This window comes from Cohnella thermotolerans DSM 17683, assembly GCF_000429825.1.
Taxonomy (GTDB): Bacteria; Bacillota; Bacilli; order Paenibacillales; family Paenibacillaceae; genus Cohnella; species Cohnella thermotolerans.
On sequence record NZ_AUCP01000050.1, the window covers coordinates 24051 to 49445 of the forward strand.

Annotated in this window: 28 protein-coding genes, 1 tRNA gene and 1 pseudogene; 23 read left to right on the forward strand and 7 right to left on the reverse strand. The window is 59.4% G+C overall.

The genetic code is table 11. The features are described from left to right. The first annotated feature begins 27 nt into the window (after positions 1-27). Positions 28-3237, forward strand: a complete 3210-nt coding sequence (locus G485_RS0110485) for an efflux RND transporter permease subunit (RefSeq protein ID WP_027092519.1) — start codon at positions 28-30, stop codon at positions 3235-3237. Positions 3238-3267: 30 nt separating this feature from the next. Continuing rightward, positions 3268-4167, forward strand: coding sequence for a TetR/AcrR family transcriptional regulator (locus G485_RS0110490; protein WP_169732306.1), 900 nt, complete (start codon positions 3268-3270; stop codon positions 4165-4167). Positions 4168-4224: 57 nt separating this feature from the next. Here the strand turns inward: G485_RS0110490 and G485_RS0110495 are convergent, their stop codons facing one another. Further along, complete coding sequence (locus tag G485_RS0110495; RefSeq protein WP_035155646.1) at positions 4225-5106, reverse strand: aldose epimerase family protein; 882 nt, start codon at positions 5104-5106, stop codon at positions 4225-4227. Positions 5107-5232: 126 nt separating this feature from the next. On the opposite strand from G485_RS0110495, the gene G485_RS0110500 reads away from it, so the two are divergent. Both G485_RS0110500 and G485_RS25970 read left to right on the forward strand, forming a co-directional pair. Continuing rightward, positions 5233-5862 carry a TetR family transcriptional regulator gene (locus G485_RS0110500; RefSeq protein WP_051318172.1) on the forward strand — a complete coding sequence of 210 codons (630 nt, stop codon included), beginning with the start codon at positions 5233-5235 and terminating at the stop codon, positions 5860-5862. Beyond that, complete coding sequence (locus G485_RS25970; protein WP_476695852.1) at positions 5850-6974, forward strand: MFS transporter; 1125 nt, start codon at positions 5850-5852, stop codon at positions 6972-6974. The genes G485_RS0110500 and G485_RS25970 overlap by 13 nt, the downstream gene beginning before the upstream one ends. A gap of 83 nt (positions 6975-7057) precedes the next feature. On the opposite strand, the gene G485_RS30895 is transcribed toward G485_RS25970, so the two are convergent. Beyond that, positions 7058-7504, reverse strand: a complete 447-nt coding sequence (locus G485_RS30895) for a hypothetical protein (RefSeq protein WP_240489118.1) — start codon at positions 7502-7504, stop codon at positions 7058-7060. Here G485_RS30895 and G485_RS0110515 point away from each other — a divergent pair. Further along, positions 7473-8471 carry a phosphodiester glycosidase family protein gene (locus G485_RS0110515; RefSeq protein WP_240489119.1) on the forward strand — a complete coding sequence of 333 codons (999 nt, stop codon included), beginning with the start codon at positions 7473-7475 and terminating at the stop codon, positions 8469-8471. The two genes, G485_RS30895 and G485_RS0110515, sit on opposite strands and share 32 nt — an antisense overlap. 62 nt (positions 8472-8533) lie before the next feature. On the opposite strand, the gene G485_RS0110520 is transcribed toward G485_RS0110515, so the two are convergent. Continuing rightward, the gene (locus tag G485_RS0110520; RefSeq protein WP_027092524.1) at positions 8534-9142 is read right to left on the reverse strand and encodes a DUF3298 and DUF4163 domain-containing protein; all 609 of its coding nucleotides are present in this window, start codon (positions 9140-9142) and stop codon (positions 8534-8536) included. Between the two features lie 87 nt (positions 9143-9229). Next, a complete protein-coding gene (locus G485_RS0110525) occupies positions 9230-10177 on the reverse strand; it encodes an SPL family radical SAM protein (protein ID WP_027092525.1) in 948 nt (315 codons plus the stop codon). 287 nt (positions 10178-10464) lie between these two features. Between G485_RS0110525 and G485_RS0110530 the strand changes: the two genes are divergently transcribed. Together G485_RS0110530 and G485_RS0110540 are read left to right on the forward strand one after the other, a co-directional pair. After that, positions 10465-10540, forward strand: a tRNA-Thr gene (locus G485_RS0110530). A gap of 429 nt (positions 10541-10969) precedes the next feature. Then, entirely contained in the window at positions 10970-11503 is a 534-nt protein-coding gene (locus G485_RS0110540) for a type 1 glutamine amidotransferase domain-containing protein (RefSeq protein ID WP_240489120.1), read from the forward strand. 418 nt (positions 11504-11921) lie between these two features. Here the strand turns inward: G485_RS0110540 and G485_RS25975 are convergent, their stop codons facing one another. From G485_RS25975 to G485_RS0110555, 3 genes are all read right to left on the reverse strand, one after another. Continuing rightward, positions 11922-12491, reverse strand: a complete 570-nt coding sequence (locus G485_RS25975) for an ImmA/IrrE family metallo-endopeptidase (RefSeq protein WP_051318174.1) — start codon at positions 12489-12491, stop codon at positions 11922-11924. Positions 12492-12738: 247 nt separating this feature from the next. After that, positions 12739-13008: a YkgJ family cysteine cluster protein gene (locus G485_RS0110550; protein WP_027092527.1), complete on the reverse strand. Its 270-nt coding sequence runs from the start codon at positions 13006-13008 to the stop codon at positions 12739-12741. 45 nt (positions 13009-13053) lie between these two features. After that, positions 13054-13455, reverse strand: coding sequence for a helix-turn-helix domain-containing protein (locus G485_RS0110555; protein ID WP_035155650.1), 402 nt, complete (start codon positions 13453-13455; stop codon positions 13054-13056). A gap of 249 nt (positions 13456-13704) precedes the next feature. Between G485_RS0110555 and G485_RS0110560 the strand changes: the two genes are divergently transcribed. The 16 genes and pseudogenes from G485_RS0110560 to G485_RS0110635 form a co-directional block, all read left to right on the forward strand. Beyond that, entirely contained in the window at positions 13705-14289 is a 585-nt protein-coding gene (locus G485_RS0110560; protein ID WP_084423247.1) for a sigma factor-like helix-turn-helix DNA-binding protein, read from the forward strand. Positions 14290-14392: 103 nt separating this feature from the next. Continuing rightward, positions 14393-15250 carry a hypothetical protein gene (locus tag G485_RS0110565; RefSeq protein WP_027092530.1) on the forward strand — a complete coding sequence of 286 codons (858 nt, stop codon included), beginning with the start codon at positions 14393-14395 and terminating at the stop codon, positions 15248-15250. Positions 15251-15256: 6 nt separating this feature from the next. After that, the gene (locus G485_RS0110570) at positions 15257-15448 is read left to right on the forward strand and encodes a YqzN/YkzM domain-containing protein (RefSeq protein WP_027092531.1); all 192 of its coding nucleotides are present in this window, start codon (positions 15257-15259) and stop codon (positions 15446-15448) included. A gap of 2 nt (positions 15449-15450) precedes the next feature. After that, a complete protein-coding gene (locus tag G485_RS0110575) occupies positions 15451-16902 on the forward strand; it encodes a phage tail sheath family protein (protein WP_027092532.1) in 1452 nt (483 codons plus the stop codon). A gap of 15 nt (positions 16903-16917) precedes the next feature. Further along, on the forward strand, positions 16918-17325 hold the full coding sequence (locus tag G485_RS0110580) for a phage tail tube protein (protein WP_027092533.1): 408 nt from the start codon (positions 16918-16920) through the stop codon (positions 17323-17325). A gap of 32 nt (positions 17326-17357) precedes the next feature. Next, entirely contained in the window at positions 17358-17768 is a 411-nt protein-coding gene (locus tag G485_RS0110585) for a phage tail assembly chaperone (protein ID WP_027092534.1), read from the forward strand. Between the two features lie 23 nt (positions 17769-17791). Further along, entirely contained in the window at positions 17792-17935 is a 144-nt protein-coding gene (locus G485_RS30395; protein WP_169732307.1) for a hypothetical protein, read from the forward strand. A 4-nt stretch (positions 17936-17939) separates the two neighbouring features. After that, the gene (locus G485_RS29855) at positions 17940-19970 is read left to right on the forward strand and encodes a hypothetical protein (protein ID WP_051318175.1); all 2031 of its coding nucleotides are present in this window, start codon (positions 17940-17942) and stop codon (positions 19968-19970) included. A 35-nt stretch (positions 19971-20005) separates the two neighbouring features. Further along, a complete protein-coding gene (locus G485_RS0110600; protein WP_027092535.1) occupies positions 20006-20644 on the forward strand; it encodes a LysM peptidoglycan-binding domain-containing protein in 639 nt (212 codons plus the stop codon). Beyond that, a complete protein-coding gene (locus tag G485_RS0110605; protein ID WP_027092536.1) occupies positions 20641-21609 on the forward strand; it encodes an XkdQ/YqbQ family protein in 969 nt (322 codons plus the stop codon). Before G485_RS0110600 ends, G485_RS0110605 begins: the two co-directional genes overlap by 4 nt. Further along, a complete protein-coding gene (locus G485_RS0110610) occupies positions 21602-22021 on the forward strand; it encodes a hypothetical protein (RefSeq protein ID WP_027092537.1) in 420 nt (139 codons plus the stop codon). The genes G485_RS0110605 and G485_RS0110610 overlap by 8 nt, the downstream gene beginning before the upstream one ends. After that, positions 22014-22466, forward strand: coding sequence for a DUF2634 domain-containing protein (locus G485_RS0110615; RefSeq protein ID WP_027092538.1), 453 nt, complete (start codon positions 22014-22016; stop codon positions 22464-22466). The genes G485_RS0110610 and G485_RS0110615 overlap by 8 nt, the downstream gene beginning before the upstream one ends. Continuing rightward, entirely contained in the window at positions 22463-23578 is a 1116-nt protein-coding gene (locus tag G485_RS0110620; protein WP_027092539.1) for a baseplate J/gp47 family protein, read from the forward strand. The genes G485_RS0110615 and G485_RS0110620 overlap by 4 nt, the downstream gene beginning before the upstream one ends. A gap of 28 nt (positions 23579-23606) precedes the next feature. Beyond that, entirely contained in the window at positions 23607-24137 is a 531-nt protein-coding gene (locus tag G485_RS0110625; RefSeq protein WP_240489121.1) for a YmfQ family protein, read from the forward strand. Between the two features lie 12 nt (positions 24138-24149). Beyond that, complete coding sequence (locus tag G485_RS30620; protein WP_051318176.1) at positions 24150-25082, forward strand: hypothetical protein; 933 nt, start codon at positions 24150-24152, stop codon at positions 25080-25082. A 131-nt stretch (positions 25083-25213) separates the two neighbouring features. Then, positions 25214-25395: pseudogene (locus G485_RS0110635) on the forward strand (IS5/IS1182 family transposase); the annotation flags it as partial.

Here is a 25395-nt window from a genome sequence, read left to right on the forward strand (position 1 = left end):
AGAACGAAACGCGGAGGGAGCGGAGACATGCGGAGTTTGATCAATTTTTCGCTGAACAACAAGTTTGCGCTTTGGATGATGACGATCTTCGTCCTGGCGGCCGGATTGTATTCCGGCATGAATATGAAGCAGGAGAGCCTGCCGAATCTGTCTTTGCCATATTTGAGCGTGACGACGGTCTATCCGGGGGCGTCCCCCGAAGCGGTCGTCGAACAGGTTACGGCCCCTCTGGAGCAGCGGCTTAAAAACGTCGAGTCCGTGAAAAACGTGACGTCGACCTCGATGGAGAACGCCTCTTCCATCCTGGTGGAGTTCGACTACGGCCAAGATATGGACAAGGCGATGACGAATCTGCGGGAAGCGGTGGATGCGGTCGACCTGCCTTCCGGCGCTCAGGAGCCGTCTATTGCCAAGTTCTCCATGAGTTCTTTCCCGGTTATTTCGCTCAGCGTATCGGGCGGAGAGAGCCTGGAGGACTTGACCCGGATCGTGACCGACGAGGTGCAGCCGGAGCTGGAAGGTATTGCCGGAGTCGCTTCCGTCTCCGTGTCGGGCCAATACGTCAAGGAAGTTCAGTTGAAGTTCCATGACGACAAGCTGGCGCAGCTCGGCATGACGAAGGATACGGTCGAGCAATTGATCAAGGCCGCGGCTACGAAAGCGCCTCTCGGCATTTTCGAGATGGGCAAGTCGGAAAAGTCGATTGTCGTGGACGGACGGGTGACGACGGTCGAGGATTTGCGCAATTTGCCGATTCCGGTAGTGCCTTCTTCGACCGGAGCTTCCGCCGGGGCGCAAGGCGCGGCGCCGGGAGCGGCCGCGGGGGCAGCCGGTGCAGCCGCCGGAGCGGCTGGCGCCGGGACGAACGGCGCGCCGGGAGGGGCCGCTGGAGCCGCAGCCGGAGCGGCGGGAACGCCGGCCGCCGGCGCATCGGCCGGGCTGCCGACCGTCAAGCTCGGCGACTTGGCCGACATCGAGATTGTCGGGCAGGCCGAGTCGATCTCCCGCACGAACGGCAAGGAGTCGATCGGCATCCAGGTCGTCAAATCGAACGACGCCAATACCGTCGACGTCGTTAACGCGGTGAAGAAAGCGAACGAGAAGCTGAGCGAGAAGCATCCCGACCTGCATTTCGACGTTCTGCTGGACCAGGGAGAGCCGATCGAGAAGTCGGTCGATACGATGCTGAACAAAGCGCTGTTCGGCGCCCTTTTCGCCGTGATCATCATTCTGCTGTTCCTGCGCAACATTCGGACGACGATCATCTCCATCGTCTCGATACCGTTGTCGCTCGTCATCGGCATTTTGCTGCTGAAGCAGTTCGACATCACGCTGAACATCATGACGCTCGGCGCCATGACCGTGGCGATCGGGCGGGTCGTCGACGATTCGATCGTCGTCATCGAGAACATTTACCGCCGCATGGCGCTCACGGGCGAGAAGCTGAAAGGCAAAGACCTCATTCGCGAAGCGACCCGCGAGATGTTCATGCCGATCATGTCGTCCACGATCGTGACGATCGCGGTGTTCCTGCCCCTTGGCACGGTCAGCGGCATGGTGGGCCAGCTGTTCATGCCGTTCGCGCTGACGATCGTGTTCGCGCTGCTCGCTTCCCTTCTGGTGGCGGTCACCGTCGTGCCGATGCTGGCGCACATGCTGTTCCGCAACGGTCTCAAGCCCGGCAAAGCCGTTCACCGCGAAGAGAAGCCGGGCAAGCTCGCGGCGGGCTACCGGAAGCTGCTCGCTTCCGCGCTTCGCCACAAGATCGTGACTTCCCTTATCGCCGTCGTCCTGCTGGCAGCCAGCTTCGGCCTCGTTCCGGTCATCGGCACCAGCTTCCTTCCGGATCAGGAAGAGAAGTACATGGCGATCACTTACAACCCGGCGGCGGGAGACTTGCTTGAAGACGTGGAGCGGAGGGCGCTCCAAGCCGAGGATTACTTGCTGAAGCAGCAAGACGTGACGACGATGCAGTATTCCGTCGGCGGCAGCGGCAACCCGTTCCAGCAAGGCTCGTCCAAGTCCGGCCTGTTCTACGTCAAGTTCGATCCGGATACGAAGCATTTCAAGGAGCGGAAGGAAGAAATTCTGGCGGGACTGCGCCAGACGGTCAGCGTCGGCGAGTGGTCCGAGCTCGACATGTCCGGCGGCATCGGCGGCAGCAAGTTCAGCTTGAACGTGTACGGCGACAAGCTGGAGGATATCGAGCCGGTCGTGAACCAAATCGCCGAACTGATGAAGCAGAATAAATCGTTCGAGAAGATCGACACCGGCCTCGCCAAAACGTACGATCAATATACGCTGGTAGCGAACCAGGCGAAGCTGAGCCAATACGGCTTGACCGCCGGTCAGCTGGCCATGGCCCTCATGCCGACGCACGATCGTCCGGTGCTGACGACCGTCGAGGAAAACGGCAAATCGTATAACGTCTATGTGCAGGTGGACAACGCCAAGTACGGCTCGATCGCGGATATCGAGAACAAGACGCTTCAATCGCCGCTCGGCGTGCAAGTGCCGATCAAGGACGTCGCCACGGTCGAGGAAGGCACGACGCAGGCGTCCATCTCCCGCGACAACGGCCGGATGGTCGTCACCGTCAGCGCGGAGACGACGACCTCCGATGTCGGCAAGGCTTCCTCCGAGCTGAAGCGGGAGGTCGACAAGATTCAGAAGCCGGCTTCGGTCGAAGTCGAATTCGGCGGCGTTACCGAACAGCTCAACGAGACGTTCACGCAGCTGGGCGTCGCGATTGCGGCCGCTATCGTCATCGTTTACCTCGTGCTGGTGCTCACGTTCGGAGGAGCGCTGGCTCCGTTCGCCATCATGTTCTCCTTGCCGTTCGCGATTATCGGCGGTCTGGTCGCGCTGTGGCTCGCCGGAGAGACGCTCAGCGTGTCGGCGCTTATGGGGGCGCTGATGCTCATCGGCATCGTCGTCACGAACGCGATCGTGCTGATCGACCGGGTCATTCACAAGGAGAAGGAAGGGCTGTCGACGCGGGAAGCGCTGCTTGAAGCGGCCGGCACGCGCGTCCGTCCGATTCTGATGACGGCGCTCGCGACGATCGGTGCGCTGCTGCCGCTCGCCTTCGGCTACGAGGGCGCGGGCATCATCTCGCGCGGGCTCGGCGTTACGGTAATCGGCGGCCTGGTCAGCTCGACGCTGCTGACGCTGCTCATCGTGCCGATCGCCTACGAAGTGCTGATGAAGCTGCGCCGCAAGAAGAAAGAGGCTTGATCCCGACGGCAAGAAGAACGGGGGATGACGTTGAGCGACAAAAAGAAGCAAATTATGGAGGCGGCTCTGCGCTGCTTCTCCCGCAAAGGGTTCGAAGCGACCTCGATTCAAGAGATCGTCGATGAGATCGGTATGGCGAAGGGCTCCATCTATTTCTACTTCAAGTCGAAGGAGGAATTGCTCCTCTCGGTTATCGCGTACTTCAGCGAGAGGATGATGGCGGGGATGACGGTACTGCCGGAGGAGCGGCAGCTGCCGCCCCGCGAGAAATTCCGCATGCAGCTGCGCCGCCATTTTGCCTATGTCACGGACAACAGAGAATTTCCGATCATGCTCATGCGGGAGCCGCCCGCGATCGAGAGCCGGCGGACGCAGCTGCGCGGCATTATGGCCGGCATACGCCGCCGCTATCTGCAGTGGATCAAGCAGCATATCGACGACATTTACGGGGATGAAGCATCCCCTTATGCCGGAGACGGCGCGGCGCTGATGGGCGGCATGATGATGGAATATGTGCGGCTGGCGCTTATCGGCAGGCCGTCCCTCGACGTTAGCCGGCTGGCGGACTTCCTTGTCGACCGGTTGGACGATGTCGTAATGGGCATGGTTCAGGCTCAGGCTTCCCCGATTTTGCGCCGGGATTTTGATGAAGCGGACGGCTCGGCGTCTTCTGCGGCGAGCTACGTGGACCGGATCCGCGCCATCGCCAAAGAGCTGCGGGAAACGGCGGAGCGGGAAGTGTTGCCGGATGCGGACGAGGACCGGCGCACCTCCCTGCTGGCGGCGTTGGCCTTGTTCGAGGAGCAAATCGCGAAGCCGGTTCCCGACCGGATTCTGGTGAGGGGAATGCTCGCCTACTTGAGAGAACTGGCGCTTCCTTCCTGGCGGCCGTTCGTCGACCGGTTAACTGCGATCATGAATCACAAGTGAGCAAAAAACCGCCGAAGAGGATCGATGCCCGATCCCTTCGGCGGTTTTTGCTGCTTTTTAACGGCGATACGAAATCCCCAGCTCCAGCTTCAACGCTTCTCCCGGAGCTACCATCAGCAAACCTTCCTTCCGGTTCAGCGCCTCGTTCGGCGCCGTCCACGGTTCCACGCAGATGAACGGCTTGCCTTGCACGCTCCACAGAACGACCGTACGGAACGCCTCGCTGTAATCGAGCTTGACGGTTCCTTTATCCCCGAGCGGGAACGCGATGGACGGCGTGCGCGCATCGAGCAGGGCCACCGATTCGACCAATCCGCTCAAATCGACCGTTCCGTCGAACGTCTTCACTTCGCCGTCGTTATAATCCAGCAGCTTGGCAGCGTCGGACTCGTATGCGAGCTTTTTCGCGTCGCCGGTTGCAAAATAAGGGTGGAATCCGGCTTGAACCGGCATCGGACGATCCGATAAATTGCGGTACGATTGCAGGATGTCCAGCTTGCCGTCCTTGAGCCGGTAGGTAAACCGCAATTCGAAATCGAACGGATAAGAGGCGAGCGTCTGTGCGTCGCTCCGCTGAACGAGCGTCAACGAAGCTTGTCCGTCGGCGTTCTGCTCCGCGACTTCCCATACGGCGGTGCGAGAGACGCCGTGGTTGCGCATTTTGTACGTCACGCCTTCCCACTCGTACTCGCCGCCTGCAAGCTGGCCGCAGATCGGGAACAGCACCGGAATGCCGCCGCGAATGTTGGCTTTCGGATCGAGGAAGGTCGCGCGGTCCAGGTACAGCAATTGTTCGCCGTTCAGCTTGCAGCCGATGACGATGCCCCCGCGTTCCGGGCAGATCTGCACGCTGGAATCGGTCGAAGTCTCGGTAAGCTCGTAGATCCGGTATTGATCGGTATAGGATGAAACTCGGTAATCGGTATCGGTTGTGCTCATTCGGATTCTCCTCCACTGTGGGTCTAATTTGTCTAGGGTCAAACGGTGCGTTTGGCTTCTTGTTTATTATACCAACAAGCGGGCGGTTATGCCGAATCCGATCCCAGTGCTGCGATGTCCCCCAGAGTGACGCAAGAGCATAAGGAGAGCAAGCGGCAGGAGATTCTTCAGGCCGCCAAGCGCGTGTTCATCCGCCAGGGCTACCTGACGGCGACGATGAAGGATGTCGTGGAGGAGAGCGGGCTTAGCCGCGGCGGCGTCTATTTGTATTTTTCGAGCACGGAAGAGATGCTGCTGGCGTTGATCGAGGAGATCGACCGCGACAACGATCTGCAGGTCGAAGAGCTGCTGGCGGCGTATCCGACCGTGTGGGCGGCGCTGGACGCCCTGTTCGAGCACCTTCAGTCCGAGCTCGTCCATGTGGGAGAAGGTATGATCCCCGTGCTTTACGAGGCGCTGATAGCCGGCTGGCGCAATAGGACTTACGCCGAATTGATGAACGGCAGGTACGCGAAGGCGGCCGACCGGATCGTGCAAATGCTGCAGGCAGGCGTGGACCGGGGCGAGTTTCGCCCGCTCGTTCCGCTCGATACGATCGCCCGGCTGTTCCTTACGTTCAACGACGGCATCATGGTCGAAGCGACGCAGTTCGGGGCGCAGCGGGCGCGCACGGCGGAGCAGATCGAAGCGATCCGGCAATCGTTCCGATATTTATTGGGGATTCGAGAGGAGACGGCATACCGATGCGAGAGTTAATGGGCAACCGCAACTTTATGAACATGTTCCTAGCCACCTTCGCCTCCCAGTTCGGCACGACCGTGGGCAATATGGCGTTCGCTTTTTACCTGCTGGACCGTTTCTCGTCGCGGCCCGGGTACGCTTCGCTTGCGGAGCTGATGTACTCGCTGCCCACGCTTCTTGTCTTCTGGGTGATCGGCGTTGCGGCCGACCGCTTCGATCGCCGCCGAATCGCGGAGTATACCGGCTGGATCCGCGTCGGACTGACGATCGTCCTGATCGCGGTGCTCTTCGCCGGCTGGATCCCGCTGGCGTTCGCCGTACTGTTCCTGCGAAGCGCCGTCTCGAAATTTTACGCGCCCGCGGAATCGGCTCTGCTTCAAGGCATTTTGAAGCCCGAGCAATACGAGCAGGCTTCGGGATTAAACCAGACGCTCATGGGCGTATTTATGCTGTTCGGCGTCGGCCTGGGCGCGGCCGCCTATCATGCGCTCGGCATTATCGGCGCGGTGTGCCTCGACGGTGTCGGACTGGTGCTGTCGGCGCTGCTTATCCGCAGCTGCCGGATTCCGACGGAGGTCACGCTGCCCAACGGTCCCGCCGCCTGGCGGTCGCTTCGCCTTCAAGACATTCGCGGCGATTTTATGGAAGGGCTGGCCTACATACGCCGGAGGCCGCTGCTCTTGTCGCTCATTATCAGCTTTGTGCTGTTCGGCCTCTTGAACGGGGGCTTCGCCGTGCTGCCGCTCTACACGATGAAATATAAACTGTCGCCCGACCACTATACGTTCTTTTCCTCCCTGTTCGCCGTCTTCTTCGGCATCGGCATTCTGCTCGGCAGCATGGTCGGCGCCACGATCGTGAAGCGCAGCCGGCCGCACCGGGTCATCATCGCCGGCCTGGCGGCGACGGGAGCGCTCGGCATCGGATTGGGGACGGCTTCCGATCCTTGGATTTATCTCGGCTTCGTGCTGCTCATCGGCTTCGTCATAGCGCCGGTCAATATCGCGATCGGAGGCTGGATGCCGTCGCTCGTCGACCCCCGGCAGATGGGACGCGTCTCCGCGTGGAACGACCCGCTGATGATGCTCGGGCAGTCGGCTGCGCTTGGCCTGATCGCATGGCTGTAACCGCAAGCGATGAGCTTGAATTTTATCTATGCGTCGTTAACCGTCATCCTCTTTATTGCCGCTCTCTTCTATGTTTTCACGCTTCACCGTTTCCTGAAGAGCGCCCGTATCGAAGTCGAAGATGGGGGAGGCGGTTCGGCGTTCGGATAATGCAGTCCTTGTTCGCTGTCATTTCCCAGGCAATGCTGTCGAATGGAAGCGAGCTTTGCCGCAGCCTGCGGTTCGTTCGGGCAGAAGGCCCCGATTTTGGCGAGATCGGAAACAAGTTCGGGTTCTCCGACGTATATTAGATGTATTTTGGCGAATCTGAGCATAAGGAGCGTACGCAACATGCCGCCGTTATCGACACCTTCGCGGTCTTGCGCCGCGCCGCGCCCGGCGCCTTCGGGGCAGAAGCCGCTGAGCCGTGCGCGCACGAAAAAGAAACGCAAGCGTCTTGGCTTTTTCAAGACAATCGGAATTGTTTTTTTGACGGCTTTCCTTTTGGCGATCGCCTTTTTGGCCTGGTTTTTTCTGACGCCGTCCGGCACGTCGCTGCGCTACCGGTTGGCCGATACGATCATTACGACGCAGCATCGGGTATGGGCGAAGTATTTGGTCGGGGAAAAGGGACTGCAGGAGCGGGTAGCCGCTTATGCGAAGCAGTTCGAGGAGATGGGCGAGGAGAGAGACACGCACCAGATCGAGCAGCCGGCCGCCGGAGCGGACGGCGCGGGCGGGGCCGAAGACGATCAGCCGTTGACGAAGATCGAGACCGTGGACGGCAAAGGCTATCATGGCTATCTGCTGACCGTCCGCGATCCGAAAAAAATCCGGCTGGTCGTTCCGAACAAGCGGGGAAAGGGCGAGAAGGTCTCCAGCATGGTCGAGCGGACCGGCGCGATCGCGGGCGTCAACGCCGGCGGCTTCGCCGATCCGAACTGGAAGGGCAACGGCTTCCAGCCGATCGGACTCGTCATCTCGCAAGGGAAAATCTTCTACCGCGATATCGGGATGGACCAAAGCACTCAAATTGTCGGTCTCGACAAAAACGGGAAAATGATCGCCGGCCGATACTCGGTGAACGAGCTGATGGACTTGGGCATCTCCGAGGCGGTCAGCTTCTCGCCGCGCATTATCGTGAACGGCAAGGGGCTCATCAAGAATCATAGCCAAGGCTGGGGGATCGCGCCGCGGACGGTGATGGGACAGAAGGAGGACGGTTCCATCCTGTTCCTCATTATCGACGGACGCCAGCCGGGCTACAGCATCGGGGCCGATCTGTACGACGCCCAGCAGATCATGCTCGAGCACGGGGCGGTTATCGCCGCCAATCTGGACGGCGGCTCGTCGACGGTGCTCGTGACCGAAGGCGGCGAGATCGTCAATAAGCCGTCCACCAAAGGCGGCCGCTACTTGCCGACGGCGTTCCTCGTCTTTGAAGATCCGTCCTCCGTCAGCGTCCCGAATATTTGGGAGGGCTTGACCGCCAAAGACATCGACCCGTCCAAATGGTAATCGTTCGTGCGCCATCAGCCCCCTCGGAGAGCCGAGGGGGCTGAACGTTCTGCCGCGCGAAATTAGTGAACCATTTGCCCGAGAGGACCTTCTTCTTCGATTATATCCTCAATCTCGTAGACCGAGATGGGGAAGTACGGAAATCCCCATACGTAAGGGACGATGGCGTATAGCGGAAAATAGACGACGAGCGCTTTGTCGGCGATATAGAAATCCTGGTCCTCGGCAATGCCCGGATAATCGCCGAGCAGCGGAAGCTTGCGCGCTTTGATCTGCGCCTCGATGATCGCGTTCAGCCGCCTGACATAGTTGCTGTTCGGCTTGAACAGGTCGCTCAGCTTGTAGCTTCGCCCGTTCTCCGCGTCGAAGGTGAGCGAGCGCTGCAGCGTATTGCCGTGGGCTCCTCCGCTGTACGTGTAATTCAGCAAGGACAGGCTGAGGACGCTTCTCTCGTTCGTCTTGATCTCGAAGGTGCCGTCCATCTCCCGGATGTCCTTGCTTGGATAGCCTTGCGCTTTCATCAATTCGTGCGTCTCGCGCAGGATCGCGCCGTTCATCCGCTTGCGGGCGGCTTCGCCCGTACCCCCCGCGACGACCGGCACGTTCACTTTGATGTGCGGTTCCGCAATCCGATGGACGGATATCGGCAGCATAACCATCTGACCGTTCATCTAGGCTCCCCTTTGCCATGGGCGGTTGTCATCACAGCTTATGCGGGAGCCGCCGCGAAGGTTCTCGTACCGGAGCGGGCCAGTACGCTAGAAAAGCGTCAATTGCACGGGCTCCGGAGCGGAAGCGCAGCCCGGCGCGGCGTCCGGGCGAACGGCAGCGGGGGCGCGTGCGGCTCCGTTGCCGCCGTCCGAACGGGCCAGTCCGTGCCGCGCCATCTGTTCGGCGATTCGCGCCTTAACCGGTCTCGTATAATGATCGGGCAATCGGGACGAATGCCAGTACAAGCGCCCGTATTTGTCCGCCAGATGAGGATAGGCCGTTCGCAGAACGGAGAAAAACCAGTTCTTCACCTCCGGCGTCGAGAGCCGCAGGAAAGAGGGCATGAGTTCGCGGACGCCCGCTTGGACGCATGCGGCGATGAGCTCCTCGGTCAGCTCGGACGTATCGGTCAAATAAGGCAGGATGGGAGCCATGAAGACGACCGTCGGAATGCCCGCTTCCCTCAGGCGGCGGGCGCAATCGATCCGCTGCCGGGGCGAAGGCGAAGAAGGTTCGAACGTTCGCCATATTCCGGCGTCCAGCGAATGGATGCTGAGGTTGACGGAAGAGCCTGGCATACGGGAGAGCAGGTCGAGGTCGCGCAGGACGAGCGGCGAGCGCGTCGTAATGCTGGCGGCGACGCCGAACTCGGCCAGCACCTCCAGGCAGCCGCGCGTAAGCCTCGTTCGGGCCTCCAGCTGCTGGTAAGGATCGGTCGCCGTGCCGATGACTACGTAGCGGGGGAGGCGGCGGGCCATTCGCTTAAGCTGCGCGCGAAGAATGGACGGCGCGTCTTCCTTCCAGAAAATATGACGCTGGAAGTTGTCATCCGCCGCCTCGCCGAGATAGACGTGCGTGCTTCGGGCATAGCAGAAGCTACAGCCGTGCTGGCAGCCGCGATAAGGATTGATGGACCAGTCGAACGGCATGGACGGCGCCTTCACCGCGTTCAGGACTGATTTGGCGTTCATCGGCTCGTATGTGATCTGTCTCATGATTCGGAGCTCAACCCCTTCCTGGGATCGTGGTTGAGCTTAGTATACCAAACATACGTTCTTATTTCTAATTCCAATTTAAGCCGGCGAGCGGGGAGAGAGGAGGCTTGGTCGGTACGCGGGAAAGGCTGTGAAGCATCCCGCCGCTCGGGTACCTTGCAGGGAGAAAAGCCGCTGGGGCAGGGAGAGGTTCCAGTCCGTTTAACGAAATTAAAAATGTAAAAAAATACCTGCGTAAAAAGGCTTGACTTAGAGGCGCGAAATCAGTAAGATATAAAAGTGTTCTTGCTGATGTAGCTCAGCTGGTAGAGCAACGCATTCGTAATGCGTCGGTCGGGGGTTCGAATCCCTTCATCAGCACCACTTAACTGTTCAAGCGCGGCGCGGCTTCCCGGGATTCCGGGGGCCGCGCCTTTTGCTGTTCAATGACGGCCCGCCGGCCATCCGAGGTTGTTAATGCGTGAAGGAGATGCAGAGCTTTAGAGCTGCTCCAGCAAACTCTTCACGAACAGAAACGGCAGGGCGCCGATCGAAATAAAAGCGAAAAAGAACCCTTGGAGAAAGGCTTTGATGGATTTCATATGATTTCTCTCCCATCCTGATCTAACTTTTTGTCTATTGTGTGATCATTTTATGAAATATCTGAAAACTCTGCAATACAATTTGTTTTATCGCTAAGATAAATTCAATTTATGATCGCGCTTTCCGATTCATTCCGGAAAAAGGAGGGTACAATAACGTCGTTCCGGCAGCGCGGAGCCGGCCGACAACGATCCGAGGGAGTGATGCCCGATGAAACAAAGCGTGAGGAAAGTCGCTTTCCTATTGGCCGACGGATTCGAGGATTCCGAGATGAAGAACCCGTACGACGCCATCGTCGAGAACGGCAACGACCCCGTCATTATCAGTCTGAAGAAGGGGGACGAGCTGAAAGGCAAGAAGGGGACGATTGCGTACACGTCACATCTTGCCGCATCCGAGGCGAAAGCGGACGACTACGAAGCCGTTATTATTCCCGGCGGGCAATCGCCTTCCAAGCTGCGCGAAGATCCGGCGGTTATCGAGTTCGTCCGGCGGGCGCACGAGCGGGGCATTCCGATCTCCGCCATCTGCCACGGTCCGCAGGTGCTTGCCGAAGCGGGACTGCTGCGGGGCAAAACGTTGACCGGCTATCCTGGCATCGAGGCCGAGATCCGGGAAGCCGGCGGCAACTTCGTCGACCGCGAAGTCGTGGTGGACGGCAATCTGATTACGTCCCGGGGCCCGCAGGACGAGCCTGCCTTCATCAAGGAAACGATCGACAAGCTTGGCGTATCCGCTTATTAAGATTCCACTGCCGGCGAAGGGCTATCCCATCGTTCTGAGAAGACGAGCGTGAGGATAGCCCTTTCTGCTTTCCGTCAGGATTTGCTTTGGCTCTTACGGATCGAGGATCCGTAATTTCTCGCCTGGAAGCTTATTTAAGCAATGGAACGGACACAGGATCCGTTATTTTGCTTCAAACCGTGCCTCCAACGAGGAAAATCCGACGCATAGCGGAACGAGGGTCCGTTAGAATGTAAAAAACGCGATTTTTGGGCAAATAACGGCCTCTGTGTCCGTTAGGGTTCGGAGTCGCGCTCGGTCATGTACCATGAAGCTCTATAGACGCCGAAGCGTTTTTACTTGTGGAAAAATAGCTTGACAACTCCTGATTTTGTTTAAGCCAAGCTAATGGTTGTCGCCTCATCACGTCATATCCGGTTCAAGCTTCGAGAGGAACCTCCTTGGCCGTCTCCGGCCCGATCTTCGTCTGCATGCGCTCCAGATCCAGCTTCTCGATCTCTTCCCACAGAATCGCTTCGAACGTGCGGCGCTGGATTTGCTCCAGCCGCTGATACGCCAGAGCGTGGGTGACGCCGAAGTGGGAGGCGATCAGCCCGGCCGCTTCGCTCTGGCGGTCGGGAAGACGGAATTGCCGCAGCATGAAATGCGGCATGGAGGCGTACAGAACGAACCGGTTGGCGTCGGCCTCCTGGCTTTCGAGGAACGGGCGCGGCATCAGCGTCTGATTGCCGGCATGCCGTAGAATATGGCACAGCTCGTGCAGGAACTCCTCCCATTGCTCCGCCCGGCTTAGCCGCTTGTCGACGAGGATCGAGCGAAGGCCCATCCATTCCAGCGCCTTGCTTCTCTGATGCAAATAATGAACCCACACATTCAACCGGGAAGCGACCTCGTCGATCGTCAACTGGCCCGGAGTCAAAATTCCCGCCCTTCGCCACAGGCTCTCGATCCATTGTTCCATCGGAGTCGGTTTATAATATCGAAGCATACGACCACCCCGCTTTATATACGAATGTATGTTCGTATTTTACGCCGAAAAAACCGCCCTGACAAGGGCGCAAAATTTGGAGCGAACCGTTCGTTGTTCTCTTTGTTTATCCCCCGGATCAAGGGACTTCTCCGGATCGGCAAGCCCGGCTCGGAATCTTGTGGTTCTGGCGAAGTGCCGAATCGAGACGAACATCGGCAACGTCGTCGTGCTCGTCGGATGACGGGTCGTGCGGGGAAGAGCACCGTCAGGAAGCCGGGTCGCCGGGCTTCGTCGCCTGCTCGAGTGCGGTCAGAATCGCAAAGGCTTCTTCATTCGATTGCCCGCACATCTCCAAGGACGGCGGCAAGCTGCTGCAGACAGCGGGACGTTCCGGACGGCCGAACAAGCCGCATCGGTAGTCGGCGGTCAGATGAATGCAGGGTATACCCGCCGGCTTGCCCCGGGGCATTCCGGGAATCGGCGACGAGATCGAGATGACGATGCAGCAAGCTGCGCAACCCGGCCGGCACTCCATATGGCGATTCCTCCTTCATAACGGTAAGCTTGACCGAACCGCTCGTTATTCTCCTTGCTTGTCCCCCGGCTTGCGGCCGCGTTCCTTCTCCCGGATGAATTCCCAGAACCGCCGCATCTCTTCTTTGCTCTCTTCGGGGGCGTTCAAATAATCTTTGAAAAACGTTCCGTGCGCGGGATCGTTGATGAACCGCTCGAATTCCGAATAGTCGGGCGAGGGGGGCGCGGCGTACGCGTCGGGGGACGGATCGTCGGTTCGCCCCAGCAAATAGTCGGTAGTCGTCCGATAGTATTCCGCGAACCGGCTGAGCATTCCGGGATCCGGCCTGCGGTCGTCCGATTCGTAACGGGAGAGCTGGACGTTGCTGATGCCAAGCTCCCTGGCGGCATCCTGCTGCGTCTTGCCGAAGCGGTCTCGGCGTTCCCGAAGTCGCGTTCCCAATGTCATCGGAAATCTTCCTTTTCTTTCTTTGATCTGGTAGTTTGATTATAGCATCGTTTTCCGTTTTGGTAAAATATTTTTTCTATTTTGCCGCTCCAGGGATTGACTGTTGCCAAAATGGTAATGTATGATTGTTCCATATCCGCCGGATGGAAAAACGAGGAAGCGGATTGGGCAATTTCAGTAGCATTTTGTTTTTGTATTTTACCAAATTGGCAAAACCTTTTGAAGCTTGGAAAAAGGAGCGTGGAGCAGATGCAACGACAACAACCGGAATCGTACGTAACGGTAAATTTGGGGGAAGCAACGCTGGAAGCCTATCGTGAGACGAGAAGGGGGCTGCTGCTCGCGGCAGACCGAATCACCCGGCAAATGAGCGAACGGGAATCGGTACGGTCGATGGAGGAAATGGAAACGCTGCTGCGGCTCGACCGCGAGCGGAAATTGCTCGTCGAGATGATCTCCGATTGCTCGTACGTGATCGAATGGCTGGAGACGGGAAGAAGGCCGGGCAACCGCCGGGGGATCGAGCGCAGGGCCGCTTACCAACGGGAAATTCCGACCGATCCCGCCCGTCTGCCGGTCATGGTCTGGGTGGCCGAGGAAGCGGACGAGCCCTCGCCTCTGGAGACGGAACTGAAGCAGTTCCGGCTGGAGGCCGCGCTGCGGGGGCTGACCGCCCGGGAACGCGAATGCTATGTGCTGGCCCACGGACACGGCTGCACCTACGCGGAGATCGCGGAGCTTCTGCAGATCAGCAAATCGAGCGTCGGCACCTATGTGGTGCGCGCTGGGCGCAAGATCGCCAACAACGTCGGAAGCGTCGTGCTCGTCGGCTGATGTCGTACGGTTGCCACCTAGGGATGAGAGGATCGCTTCGATCCGATCGATTCCACAACCGGGAGGGTAAGAGCGAACATGGCACAGAAGGAAGTGGCGAACGATGCGCAGCGGTATTCGGCAGCGCCTGATAGCGGAAATTCCCGAGATTGACGGGCGGGTGCTCGAATCGCACGAGGACGGCGCGTCGGCGGACAAGCCCTATCTCGTCCTCTTTCAGGGGGCCGAAGCCGGCATTAACGACTGGACGGGCTTCGGACGGACATACGAAGTGTGGCCGTACCAGGCCCCGGACGCAGGCTTCGCTTCGGTCGACGAGCTGAGCGAAGCGGTGATCCGGGCGTTGGACGGGGAGACGCTCACCGACGAATCGTCGGGCGAAGTGTTCACCTGCCGGTACGAGGGAACGGTCGGTTCCGACGTCTCCGACGAGGCGCGGAACGCGCTGACGCGCGGGCTGCGGTTCTCGGTTGCGGCGATCGAGCCCGCGGAGCAGGCGGAGGAGGCTCCCGGAGACGACTGGATCGAGGCGCTTAAGGGATGGACGCAGGCCGCGCTTGGCGCCGGCTGGAGTGTCTACGGCGGCAAGTGGCCGCCGGGGTACGCCGCTCCCGCCGTCATGTGGCGGGTCGTCGGCCTGGAGACGATGGACGGCAATGCGGCGGCCGTGAAAATCCGCAAGCAGGTGACCGGCCACGTACTGGGCCGAACGCTGAACGAGCAGACGGCCGCCGTCGCGCGATTGGCCGAAGAGCTGAAGCGAAGCGGGAAAATCGCGCTGAATTCGGAGGCGAAGCAGTTTATCTCCATTCAGGCATGCGCGGCAATCACCGAAGCCGATGCGCTTCGGTCGGGGCAGCTGTCCGTGACGCTCATGCGACGCTCGGCCCGGCCAACCGGGCCATCTCCCGGGGACGCGCCTCTGATGAGGGAAGTTTTCTACCATCGGGTCTCGAGGTGAAGAGGGTTGGGTGACAAGCGAAAGGCGGCAAAGGCTGCGAAGTATGGCCGGGACGAGTTGATCCGGCAAGCGCGGGCGCTGTTCGGCGTATCGCCGGACGCGGCGGCGGGGGCTCTGTCCGCCGTGGCGCGGGATGCGTTGACGGTGAACGAGGCGAGGCAAATCATTAAACAATTTCTCAATCGAAAGGTGAGCTGAACATGGCAGGAGGCAATTGGAATACGACGGATATGCCGGTATTGCCCGGCTTTTACATGGCGTTTCGTTCGGCGGCTGCGGCTGCCGTCCAACCGGGGACGAGAGGCGTCGTCGCCGTCCCGGTCCGGGCGCACTGGGGACCTGTGCGGGAATTTGCGGAAGTGACGAGCGAGACGGGAATCGCGGAGACGTTCTCGGACCTCGAGACGGGCGGCGCGACCGCTTATACGGCGCTTCGGCTCGCTTTGATGGGCGGCGCAAGCAAAGTGCTGGCCTATCGTCTGACGGACGGAACCGAAGCCGCCGCGTCCGTCACGCTGCAGGATACGTCGTCCGCCTCGCCGGCGGATGTGGTGAAGCTGACCGCGAAATACGCCGGGGAGCGGGGCAATCGGTTTACGGTCGCCATCCAGCCGAACGCGATCGATTCCTCCAAGAAGGATTTGAAGCTCTATGAAGGCACTGCGCTGTTGCGTACGTTCACGTTCGCGGGCAGCGATCTTCAAGCCGCGGTCGACGCCGTGAACGGCGATACGGCCAACAAGTGGATCGCAGCGGCGAAGCTGGCGGACGGCACCGGCGAGCTGGCGGATGCGACGGGCCTGGCGTTCGCGGGCGGCAAATCCGGCATCGAAGACGTCGACAATGCCGATTACCTCGCGGCGCTCGAAGCGTTCGAAGCGCAGGAGTTCAACGCGGTCGCCCTCGACGGTGTCACCGACGCTGCTTTGCAAGCCAGCGTGCTGTCCTGGGTATCGCGCATTCGCGAAGAAGGCAAAGGCGTCATCGCCGTTCTCGGCGGTTCGTCCGCCGACGACAAGGCGGCGGACGCCGTCGCCAAGGCCGTCGCTCGAAGCGCGGGCTTCAACAGCGAGGGCATCGTCAATGTCGGCGTCGGCGCAAAGCTCGGCGGCGTGGAATACAGTTCCGCGCAGCTGTCCGCTTACGTCGCCGGTCTCATCGCCGGCCAAAGCCTGAGCGAGTCGACGACGTACGCCGCCGCTCCGTTCGAGGACGTGACGCGCCGCTGGACGCGCAGCGAACAGGAGCAGGCGGTTCGCGGGGGCGTGTTCCTTTTCATCCACGACGGCCGTCAGGTCAAAGCGCTTCGCGGTGTGAACAGCCTCGTCTCGCTCGGCCAGAACCAGAACGCCGCGTGGCGAAAAATCCGCACGATCCGCGTGCTGGACAGCGTCAACACCGACTTGCAGCGCACGGCGGAGGACAACTACATCGGCAAAGTCAACAACACCGAGGAAGGCCGTCTCGCACTCATCGGGGCATGCAAGCAATATTTGCAGACGCTCGCCCAATCCGGCGTCATCGAAGCGACGGGCTACGACGTGTACGAGGATACGAGCGTCGCGGCCGAGCCGGATCAGGTTTTCCTGAAATGGGAAGCGAAGCTGACCGACGTGGTGGAACAAATTTTCGGCACGTTCACCGTGCAATAAGGGGGATAACGGAACATGATGGATCCGACCAGAGCCATTCTCGGCACTTATGGACAAGTTTTTATCGACGGCGTTTGGCAGACGAACATCAATCATTTGGAAGCTTCCGTGGAGGTGGAGAAGCGCGAGCTGAAGCTGGCGGGATCGGAGTGGACCGTTCACAAGCTGGGCGCCAAGAAGGGCACCGGCACGATGAGCGGCTACAAGGTGACGAGCGACATGATCAAGCGCGGCTTCGCCAAGTTCGACATCATCAACAAGCTGAACGATCCGGAGGCCTACGGCTTCGAGCGCATCCGCCTGATCAACTGCGTGGCGGACAAAATCCAGCTCGCCAACTGGACGGCCGGCGAAGAAGTGGCCGAGGAGACGGCGTTCACGTTCGAGGGCTACGAGCTGCTTGATCCGATTACGGCGAAGTAAGGCGCATTTAGGGGCGAAGGGGGAATTTCCGAATGGCTTTCGAAGCCGAAGAACTGTCTGAAGAGCAAGTGCTGCAGCGGCTGCTGGACGCGGACACCGTTCCGGAGAAAACCGTTCTGCTCGAACGCCTCGGCGTTCCGGTCAAAATTCGCGGTCTGACCGGCAAGCAGGTGTTCAGCATCCGCGAGCGATGCACGGAACGCAAGGAGAAGCGCGGCCAGACGATTGAACGGCTCGACGAGGAGTTGTTCAACGTCTCGCTGATCGCGGCCTCCACCGTCTCCCCGAACTGGGGCGACGCCAAGCTGCTGGCGAAGTTCTCGGCGAGCGGCGCGGAGGAAGTGATCAAGCGCATTCTGCTCGCCGGAGAGCTGTCGGCCTTGGGGGACGTTGTGCTCGATCTGTCCGGCTTCAACACGGAGCTGGAAGACGTAAAAAACTGATCAAAACCGGGGCGCTGGCCGGGATGCTTCACGCCATCTGGGTGCGGCACCATCTGCGCCCCGGTCTTTTCTGGCAGCTGCCGCGAGGGGAGCAGTTGTTCCTGATGGCCAGCATAGAACTCGAGCTGGAGGCCGCGGAGGCGGCTTCCGGCTGGAAAGGAGGTTGAAGCCATGTCAGCGGAAGGAATCGCCAGGGTGGATGTTGTTATCGATGCCGATGGATTGAGCAGGACGGATCAGGCTTATCAGACGATGGAGCGCTATTTGGATCGGGTGACGAAACGGGCTCAGACGCTGGGACGGTTACGGATGGCGCCGATCATCCGGCTCAACGACGGCGTAAGCGGGACGTTTAAGGCGATTTGGGCCAAACTGCTGCAACTGACAAGCCGAGTCTGGGCGATGAAGTTCAAAGTGTGGAAGCCGGAGATGGACGAGTCCATGTTCGAGAAATCCGGTGAGCGGGCGGGAAGTCGGTTCCAATTCGGTCTTTTGAAAGGAATTAACCCGAGCCAAGCCGTTGCATCGGTGCAAAACGCCTTAACAGGTGTCCCGACTCAGGTACAGGGAGCGTCCTCCAATGCTCCTGCAGCCGGAATCTCATCCAGCCCTAACAAATGGGATATAGAAGAGCAAATGCTCAAGGTGGGGAAGCGGGCGGAAGCGCTTGGACGGTTACGGATTATACCGACCATCCGTCTGAGCGACTGCTTATGCGAGCCGCTGAAGGCGATAGGGACCAAGCTGAATTTGCTGACGAGCCGCGTTTGGGAGATCAAGCTTAAAGCAACGATGCCGGAACTGGACGAGTCCCGATTCTACGAGCCCGGCGAGCGGGCGGGAGAGCAGTTCCAGCGCGGATTCCTAATAGGGTTTAACCCGTTCCGTGTCGCCGAAAAGGTGCAATTCTTCTTAAAGAATGTCCAAGCTCAAATAAAGGTGTCGACTTCAAGTGAATCAGCGGATGGGGATAAAGATAAGAAGAAATTGAGCTTGGGGAAGCGTGTCGGCAAGTTCTTTGCGGGCGTGGGCGAAGATTACGCCAAGGACAAAACCAAAGAAGTGGCTGATATGCTTTTAGCCAAGCTCTCAAATGTTAAAGGATTTAGATGGTTTAAGGTCATTTTTCCAAAAAGCACGAAAGAAGAAACGCCAACCTTACCAAACGTCAACCTCGGCTACGGCGGTGCTGGCGGCAAAGGCGGCAACGTCAGCGCTGGCGGTCGCGGCGGTACTGGAGGAAACGGCGGCAATGGCGGCAATGGCGGCAATGGCGGCAATGGCGGCAATGGCGGGAACGGAGGGAACGGAGGGAACGGCGGCCGAGGCGGGAACGGCAAAAACGGCAGAGACGGCAAAGACGGGCGCAACGGGAAGAACGGGAAAGACGGGAGAGTTCTCCGAGCGGATCGCCCCGGCAGCCCCGCTCGTCCCGGTCGAACCGGACCTTTCGGGAAGATATCGGATAGGGTGAAGGGACTGTTCGGCAAAATCGCCAAATCTTCTCCCGGGAAAGGAAAGGGCCCAAGGGGAATAGCCAGCGGCTTTCTTTCCGGCGGGCCGTCTCTCTTTTCTGCCGGAAGCTCTCTTCCTTCGATGCTGGAAAGTCCGGTTACCAAAGGAGCCGGAAAACTATTCAGACCTCTCGAAGTCATCTCCGATGTGATGTCGATCGCTTCGGCCAAGCCGGGTCGAGAAAGGAACAAAGCGGTCGGCCAAGCGGCCGGGGAATGGGGAGGAACGGCAGCGGGCGCTGCAGCCGGGGCGGCCTTTGGTTCTATCGTGCCCGTGCTGGGAACTGCGGCCGGAGGCTTGATCGGGGGCATCCTCGGAGGGCTGGGAGGAGACTTCCTGGGCGGCAAGGCAGGCGTCAATATCGGCAAAGCCGCACAGAGGCTGACAGGCAAATTTTCAAGTTGGCTAGGGATTAAAAAGAAAAAGAAGAGCGTTCAAGAGTCCGAGATCGAGCCCGAGATATTGCCGAGGCCTTCGGAATCGTTCGCCGACAAGGCCGTCCGTGTGACCGCTGCCCAAACCGGGAACCGGAGCATGGCCAATCCTTCCCCCATCAACATCAACCTTCCTTCCGGAGCCGTTCAACTGACCGTGCAACAACCGGACCTCGATTACGACGCCATCGCCGCTCAGATCGGCGCGAAGCTGTCGGCCTCCATCAAGCAGTCCATGGAGAACCGCGTTTGATATAGATACGAGTTTGCTAGAGAGGAGGGGACGCATTGGACATCTATCTCATCGATTCGTCGGGAGGGAAGTTCCACTTTCCGGTGAATCCGGAAGAGATCGTGTTCGGCCGGGAGAAACAATACGAGACGTTGAACATTCTCTCCCTGGGTGAAGTCGACGCCGCGCAGCGGGAGAAGGTGAAGGAAATCTCGTTCTCCTCGTTCTTCCCCAAGGTGGCGGATAGCCGCTTTTGCCGGTATACCGATCTTCCCGATCCGCAAGCGGCGATGAACCGCCTGACCGCGATGATGACGGACCAACGTCCCGTTCGTCTGATTATCACCGACACGGCTGTCAACGTTTTGGTGTTCGTCTCAGCCCACTCTACGACCTTTCGAGGCGGCGAACCGGGCGACGTTTATTTCGACGTTACCTTCCGGACTTGGCGGGAGATGAAAGTCAAAAAAACGGCATCCGCCGCGGGTTCTACGGGGAAGACGGCCGCGGCACGGTCGGATATGAAGCAGGTTCCGAAAGTTTATACCGTGCAGCCCGGCGATACGCTGTCCTCCATCGCCAAGCGCGAATTGGGCAGCAGCTCGCAGTGGAGCGCGATTTACGCGAAAAATAAAGCGGTCATCGGAAGCGACGCTAACCGCATTTTGCCGGGTCAGAAGCTGGTGATGCCATGAGCGAATATCGTTTGATTTTAGCCGACCAATACGACCTCTCGGATCTCGCGGAAGAAATAACGCTGGAAGATTCGCTGGAGGAGATCGCTTATCGGGCTACGGTTCGCCTGGCGGTTACGCCGGACCTTCCCGTTCTCTCGCCCGGCCAGACCGTGCGGATCGCGGGCATTCCTTACGGCGGCCAGGATTGGGCTGATTTGCTCCGACCCGGCCTGATCTGGGAGTGCTCCAGCGTGAACGGGGGGACGAAGCACTTAACGCTGACGATTTACGACCAGACGATCTATTTGGCGAAATCGGAGGACGAACGCCTCATGCCTGCTGGGCAGACGGCCTCCCAGCGGCTGAAGCAATATGCGAAAGAATGGAATATCCGCGTCGGCTCCGTTCCGGACACGGGCATCCCGCTTGCCCGGAATATCAAGCGGAGCCAATCGATTTTCTCCATGATTCAAGAGGATTTGAAGGAGACGGCCGACAAGGGCGGCGCGTTGTTCCGGCCTCGGATGACCCCGAACGGCCTGGAGCTGGTGCGGTTGGGCGGCAATGCGACGGTGTGGGAGCTGGAGACGCTGGAGGAAGTGACCCAGAACCGGACGCTGGAAGGCGCGGTGACGCAGGTTAAGGTGCTGGGCAGCCAGAGCGACGACGCCAAGCTGTCTCCGGTCCTCGCGCTGGTCAAAGGAGAAACCGACAAGTACGGCACGCTGCAAAAAGTGATCCAAGACTGCAAGATCGAGACGGTCGAGCAGGCCAAGAAGGCGGCGAAAAACGCGTTGCTGGGTATGCAGGAGACGTTTGCCGTGACCGCTCCCGATATTAACACGATTCGGGCCGGCGACAAGGTGCGGCTGAACGGGCTGGACCTGCTCGCGACGAACGTCGTTCACCGGTTGGGCACGCCCGGTCATATGGAGCTGGAGCTGGCCGCGGAAGACAAGGTAAGGAGGGATTGGTGTGCCTGATCCTTTTAAGAAGCTCGTATCGACGCTGGAGACGCGCTTTAACCGTCTGGCCGCACAGGCCGTCTCCGGTCTGCCGGCCGAGCTGGGGACGATGACGTCGGCGGGTTTGAAGCTGGACTCGTTCAACCATGAAATTCCGGACTACGGCGTGGCCGATTGGACCGTGAAGCTCCAGATTCCAGCTTTCTTCATGGTCGGGACGACGACGGCACCCGTGAAGGAGGACGGAACGGCGTTAGGCGGAGCGACGACTTCGCCGCTTACGCGGTTCGACTTCACGGATACCGAGATCGAGGAAGTGCGGATCGACTGGCAGTCGGGTCTTCGTCCGGGCGACCGGGTGCTCGCCGTGCCGGTGCAGAACGGCAATTTCGCCGTCGTGGTGTGCAAGGTGGTGGGCGCGGATGGCTAATTTATTTCCGACGGAAGACGCGGCTGTTGCGGCCTCGGCGGTCGAAAGCAACGCCGTCGAATTCGGGCGCAGCTTCCGGTTCGATTACGAGGCGGGGGAATTCGTTCTGACCTCTACGGGCAAAATTGCCGGCGCGGACGGGACCGGCGCCTGGCTGGAGTGGTGCGCCAAGGCGCTGCAAACGGAGCGTTACCGCTACCTGGCTTATTCCCGGAATTACGGCCAGGAGTTTGACTCGCTTATCGGACTGGGCGTGTCTCGCGCGGCCGTGGAGAGCGAGATTGTCCGCATCGCGACGGAGACGCTGATGGCCGATCCCCGGACGGCTTCCGTTCGCGGGTTTGTTTTCGAGTGGGATGGGGACGGCTGCTATTTTACATGCGAGGTTTCCAACGTCCGGGACGAGACGGGAACCATTCAGGGAAGCGTGGTGAGCACGGTATGACGGCATTGCCGGATTATTTGCAGGATCAGACGGAAGAGGCCATCCTGGAACGGATGCTTGGCCGGGTTCCCGCCGACATCGACAAGTCCGAGGGCTCGTTTATTTGGGACGCGCTCGCTCCTTCGGCTTACGAACTGTTCAATTCCGCCGTTTGGGCGCAGGAAGTGCTGAGGAGGGGGTTCGCTTCCACGACGTTCGGCGTTTATTTGGATATGCGGTGCGAGGAGCACGGAATTGCGCGGCGTGCGGCAGTGAAGGCGACAGGCGCGTTGCAGGTGACGGGTAAGCCGGGAACGTTCGTTCCGGCGGGAACGCGGGTGGCGACGCCGGCCGATCCGATTACGAATACGGCATCCATCGAGTTCGAGACGGTTGGCGACGGGGTCACTTTGGATGGAACGGGAGTCGCGACGGTGGAGATTGCCGCAGTTGAAGCCGGAGCTTCCGGCAACGTCGCCGCAGGGGCGATCAACGTCCTCGTAGGCTCCGTTCCGGGGGTGACCGGAATTATTAATGCGGAAGCGACAAGCGGAGGAGCGGAAGAGGAGTCCGACGCTTCGCTCTTGGAGCGGCTGATGCTCAAAATCCGCAGCCCCGGCTCGAGCGGGAACAAAGCGGACTATATCCAGTGGGCTCTCCAGGTCGACGGTATCGGGCGCGCGGTTGTGGAACCGCTCTGGAACGGTCCGGGAACGGTGAAAGTGTACGTCATCGATCTGGAGAAGCGAGCTCCGAATGCCACGCTGGTGGCAGCGGTGCAAAACGCGATCGCGCCGAACGGCCCGCTCGGCGACGGCAAAGCGCCCATCGGCGCCGACGTCACCGTGGCCGCGGCGACCGAGGTTCCGATTCAAGTGGCGGTCAAGTTGACGCTGCGCAGCGGGGCCGGGCTGGCCGACGTGAAGGCGAGATTCGAAGCGGATTTGACGGCTTATTTGAAGCAGCTCGCGTTCACCGACACGGTCGTTCGTTATACACGGATCGCTTCGGTGCTGCTGGACATTCCGGAAATTGTCGACTTCGCCGATCTGACGGTGAACGGCGGCACCGGGTATATCGAACTGGCGCTCGGCGAAGTGGCCGTTCCGGGGACGGTGAGCTTCAGTGTCTGAGGTCATGGCCAGCGAGCGTGGGCAGTCAATGCTGACGTATCTTCCGCGGTACTACGCGACTTCCCGCGTGATGAAGTCGATTCTCGACGCGCAAGGAACCGAGCTCGATCGGTTGAAGCTTGCGCTGGATGAGACATTGGACCAATTCTATGTCGACACGGTTACGTGGGGATTGGAAACGTGGGAGAAGGAGCTTGGCATTCCGACCGATTCAAGCAAGCCTATCGAACAGCGCAGAAGTTTGGTGAAATCCAAAATTCGCGGGACGGGCACGGTTACGTTCAGTCTCATTCGCAATGTCGCCGGCTCGTTCGCGAACGGTACGGTCGAGATCGTGCAAGAGCCCGCTGCGTACAGCTTCACGATCAAATTTGTGGACGCGTTAGGGCTGCCTCCGAATTTGGACGACCTTAAGGCTGCGATAGAAGAGATTAAACCCGCTCATCTTGCCGTGGAGTACGCCTTTCGGTACTTCACGGTAGGCGAGGTTCAGGGCATGACGATCCATCAGATCCAAACTCACCGGCTGACGGATTTCGCTCCGTTCCTGGATGCGTAGAAAGGAGCCATTATGTCATTATTTACGACAATCTGGAACTTGTTAAAGAAGAACCCGGCGACCGACGGCAATGAGATGTTTAATATCCAGACGATGCTTAACGACAACTGGGACAAGATCGACTCCGCGCTTGGGATGAAGGCCGTCAATGCGGACGTTCGCGCCGCAACGATCGCGAATATAACGCTTAGCGGCTTGCAAACCGTAGACGGAGTTGCCCTGGCCGAAGGCGATCGGGTGCTGGTCAAAAATCAGGCAACCGGCAACGAGAACGGGATTTACGTGGCGTCTTCCAACGCCTGGACACGTTCCGCGGATGCGGATACGTCCGCGAAGCTGGCGGCGGGCATTTTCGTCCAAGTGAAAGAGGGCAGCGCCAATGCGGGAACCGGGTGGGTGCTGTCCAACCCGGGGGCGATTACGCTTGGGACGACGGCTTTGACATTTGTTCAAAAGACGGGGACCGGTTCGGCTACCGATGCGGTGATCGGCACTCGGGCGATCGACGACACAGTCGCTGCGGCCTCAGGCAGCGACACGCCGACGCGGCTGTGGAGCAAGCTGGCCTATATGATCAAGGCGATCACGGGCAAGAGCAATTGGTACACGCCGCCGGCGACGACGATCGAGGCTTTGAATGCGAATAAGGCTCCGTTGGCCTCACCGGCTTTTACCGGAACGCCGACGGCTCCGACACCTGCATCCGGGACGAACACTAATCAAATTGCCACAGCGGCCTTTGTAAATGCTGCAATGGCTCTATATGGCCTGGGCTCAGAGCCGCCAATCTTAGCTGATGCAAACTTAGATTCTGCGTCGCCGACGAGCTTTTACAGGTGTAGAGTGGGTACGACCGTTAACACTCCATCGCAGGTGACTGCTGACGGCTCTTTACTCCACATTGCGCGAGATAGTAGGCCTTCGCAACTATTTAGGGCTTGCTGAACGAACAAAAAATCCTTATTCCACAAGGGATTTGAGCTACTTTTGTCGAATTTATCTGCAAGGAAAACATAGAAAATTGGCAAAAAACCTTGCAGATGGAGTGAGCGAACGTGTTCGTGCCGAATCGGGATATGGCAGATCTGTTGGAAAATTTCTACTTACCCTTTGGCGGGAAGCTTAATCCTGGGAATCGCTGGGTACAGCTTGCCGCACTCATCCCTTGGGATAAAGTGGAAGAGAAATACTTCCAATCCTTCTCATCGATCGGCATCGGTCAAAAAGCATATTCGGTTCGCATTGCACTCGGTGCCCT

What these genes read in the sequence shown, in the direction of transcription:
- G485_RS0110485 (WP_027092519.1), top strand. Translation starts at nt 28, where the DNA reads ATGCGGAGTTTGATCAATTTTTCGCTGAACAACAAGTTTGCGCTTTGG.
- G485_RS0110495 (WP_035155646.1), bottom strand. Translation starts at nt 5,106, where the DNA reads ATGAGCACAACCGATACCGATTACCGAGTTTCATCCTATACCGATCAA.
- G485_RS25970 (WP_476695852.1), top strand. Translation starts at nt 5,850, where the DNA reads ATGCGAGAGTTAATGGGCAACCGCAACTTTATGAACATGTTCCTAGCC.
- G485_RS0110520 (WP_027092524.1), bottom strand. Translation starts at nt 9,142, where the DNA reads ATGAACGGTCAGATGGTTATGCTGCCGATATCCGTCCATCGGATTGCG.
- G485_RS0110525 (WP_027092525.1), bottom strand. Translation starts at nt 10,177, where the DNA reads ATGAGACAGATCACATACGAGCCGATGAACGCCAAATCAGTCCTGAAC.
- G485_RS0110540 (WP_240489120.1), top strand. Translation starts at nt 10,970, where the DNA reads ATGAAACAAAGCGTGAGGAAAGTCGCTTTCCTATTGGCCGACGGATTC.
- G485_RS25975 (WP_051318174.1), bottom strand. Translation starts at nt 12,491, where the DNA reads ATGCTTCGATATTATAAACCGACTCCGATGGAACAATGGATCGAGAGC.
- G485_RS0110550 (WP_027092527.1), bottom strand. Translation starts at nt 13,008, where the DNA reads ATGGAGTGCCGGCCGGGTTGCGCAGCTTGCTGCATCGTCATCTCGATC.
- G485_RS0110555 (WP_035155650.1), bottom strand. Translation starts at nt 13,455, where the DNA reads ATGACATTGGGAACGCGACTTCGGGAACGCCGAGACCGCTTCGGCAAG.
- G485_RS0110560 (WP_084423247.1), top strand. Translation starts at nt 13,705, where the DNA reads ATGCAACGACAACAACCGGAATCGTACGTAACGGTAAATTTGGGGGAA.
- G485_RS0110565 (WP_027092530.1), top strand. Translation starts at nt 14,393, where the DNA reads ATGCGCAGCGGTATTCGGCAGCGCCTGATAGCGGAAATTCCCGAGATT.
- G485_RS0110575 (WP_027092532.1), top strand. Translation starts at nt 15,451, where the DNA reads ATGGCAGGAGGCAATTGGAATACGACGGATATGCCGGTATTGCCCGGC.
- G485_RS0110580 (WP_027092533.1), top strand. Translation starts at nt 16,918, where the DNA reads ATGATGGATCCGACCAGAGCCATTCTCGGCACTTATGGACAAGTTTTT.
- G485_RS0110585 (WP_027092534.1), top strand. Translation starts at nt 17,358, where the DNA reads ATGGCTTTCGAAGCCGAAGAACTGTCTGAAGAGCAAGTGCTGCAGCGG.
- G485_RS30395 (WP_169732307.1), top strand. Translation starts at nt 17,792, where the DNA reads ATGCTTCACGCCATCTGGGTGCGGCACCATCTGCGCCCCGGTCTTTTC.
- G485_RS29855 (WP_051318175.1), top strand. Translation starts at nt 17,940, where the DNA reads ATGTCAGCGGAAGGAATCGCCAGGGTGGATGTTGTTATCGATGCCGAT.
- G485_RS0110605 (WP_027092536.1), top strand. Translation starts at nt 20,641, where the DNA reads ATGAGCGAATATCGTTTGATTTTAGCCGACCAATACGACCTCTCGGAT.
- G485_RS0110615 (WP_027092538.1), top strand. Translation starts at nt 22,014, where the DNA reads ATGGCTAATTTATTTCCGACGGAAGACGCGGCTGTTGCGGCCTCGGCG.
- G485_RS0110620 (WP_027092539.1), top strand. Translation starts at nt 22,463, where the DNA reads ATGACGGCATTGCCGGATTATTTGCAGGATCAGACGGAAGAGGCCATC.
- G485_RS0110625 (WP_240489121.1), top strand. Translation starts at nt 23,607, where the DNA reads ATGCTGACGTATCTTCCGCGGTACTACGCGACTTCCCGCGTGATGAAG.
- G485_RS30620 (WP_051318176.1), top strand. Translation starts at nt 24,150, where the DNA reads ATGTCATTATTTACGACAATCTGGAACTTGTTAAAGAAGAACCCGGCG.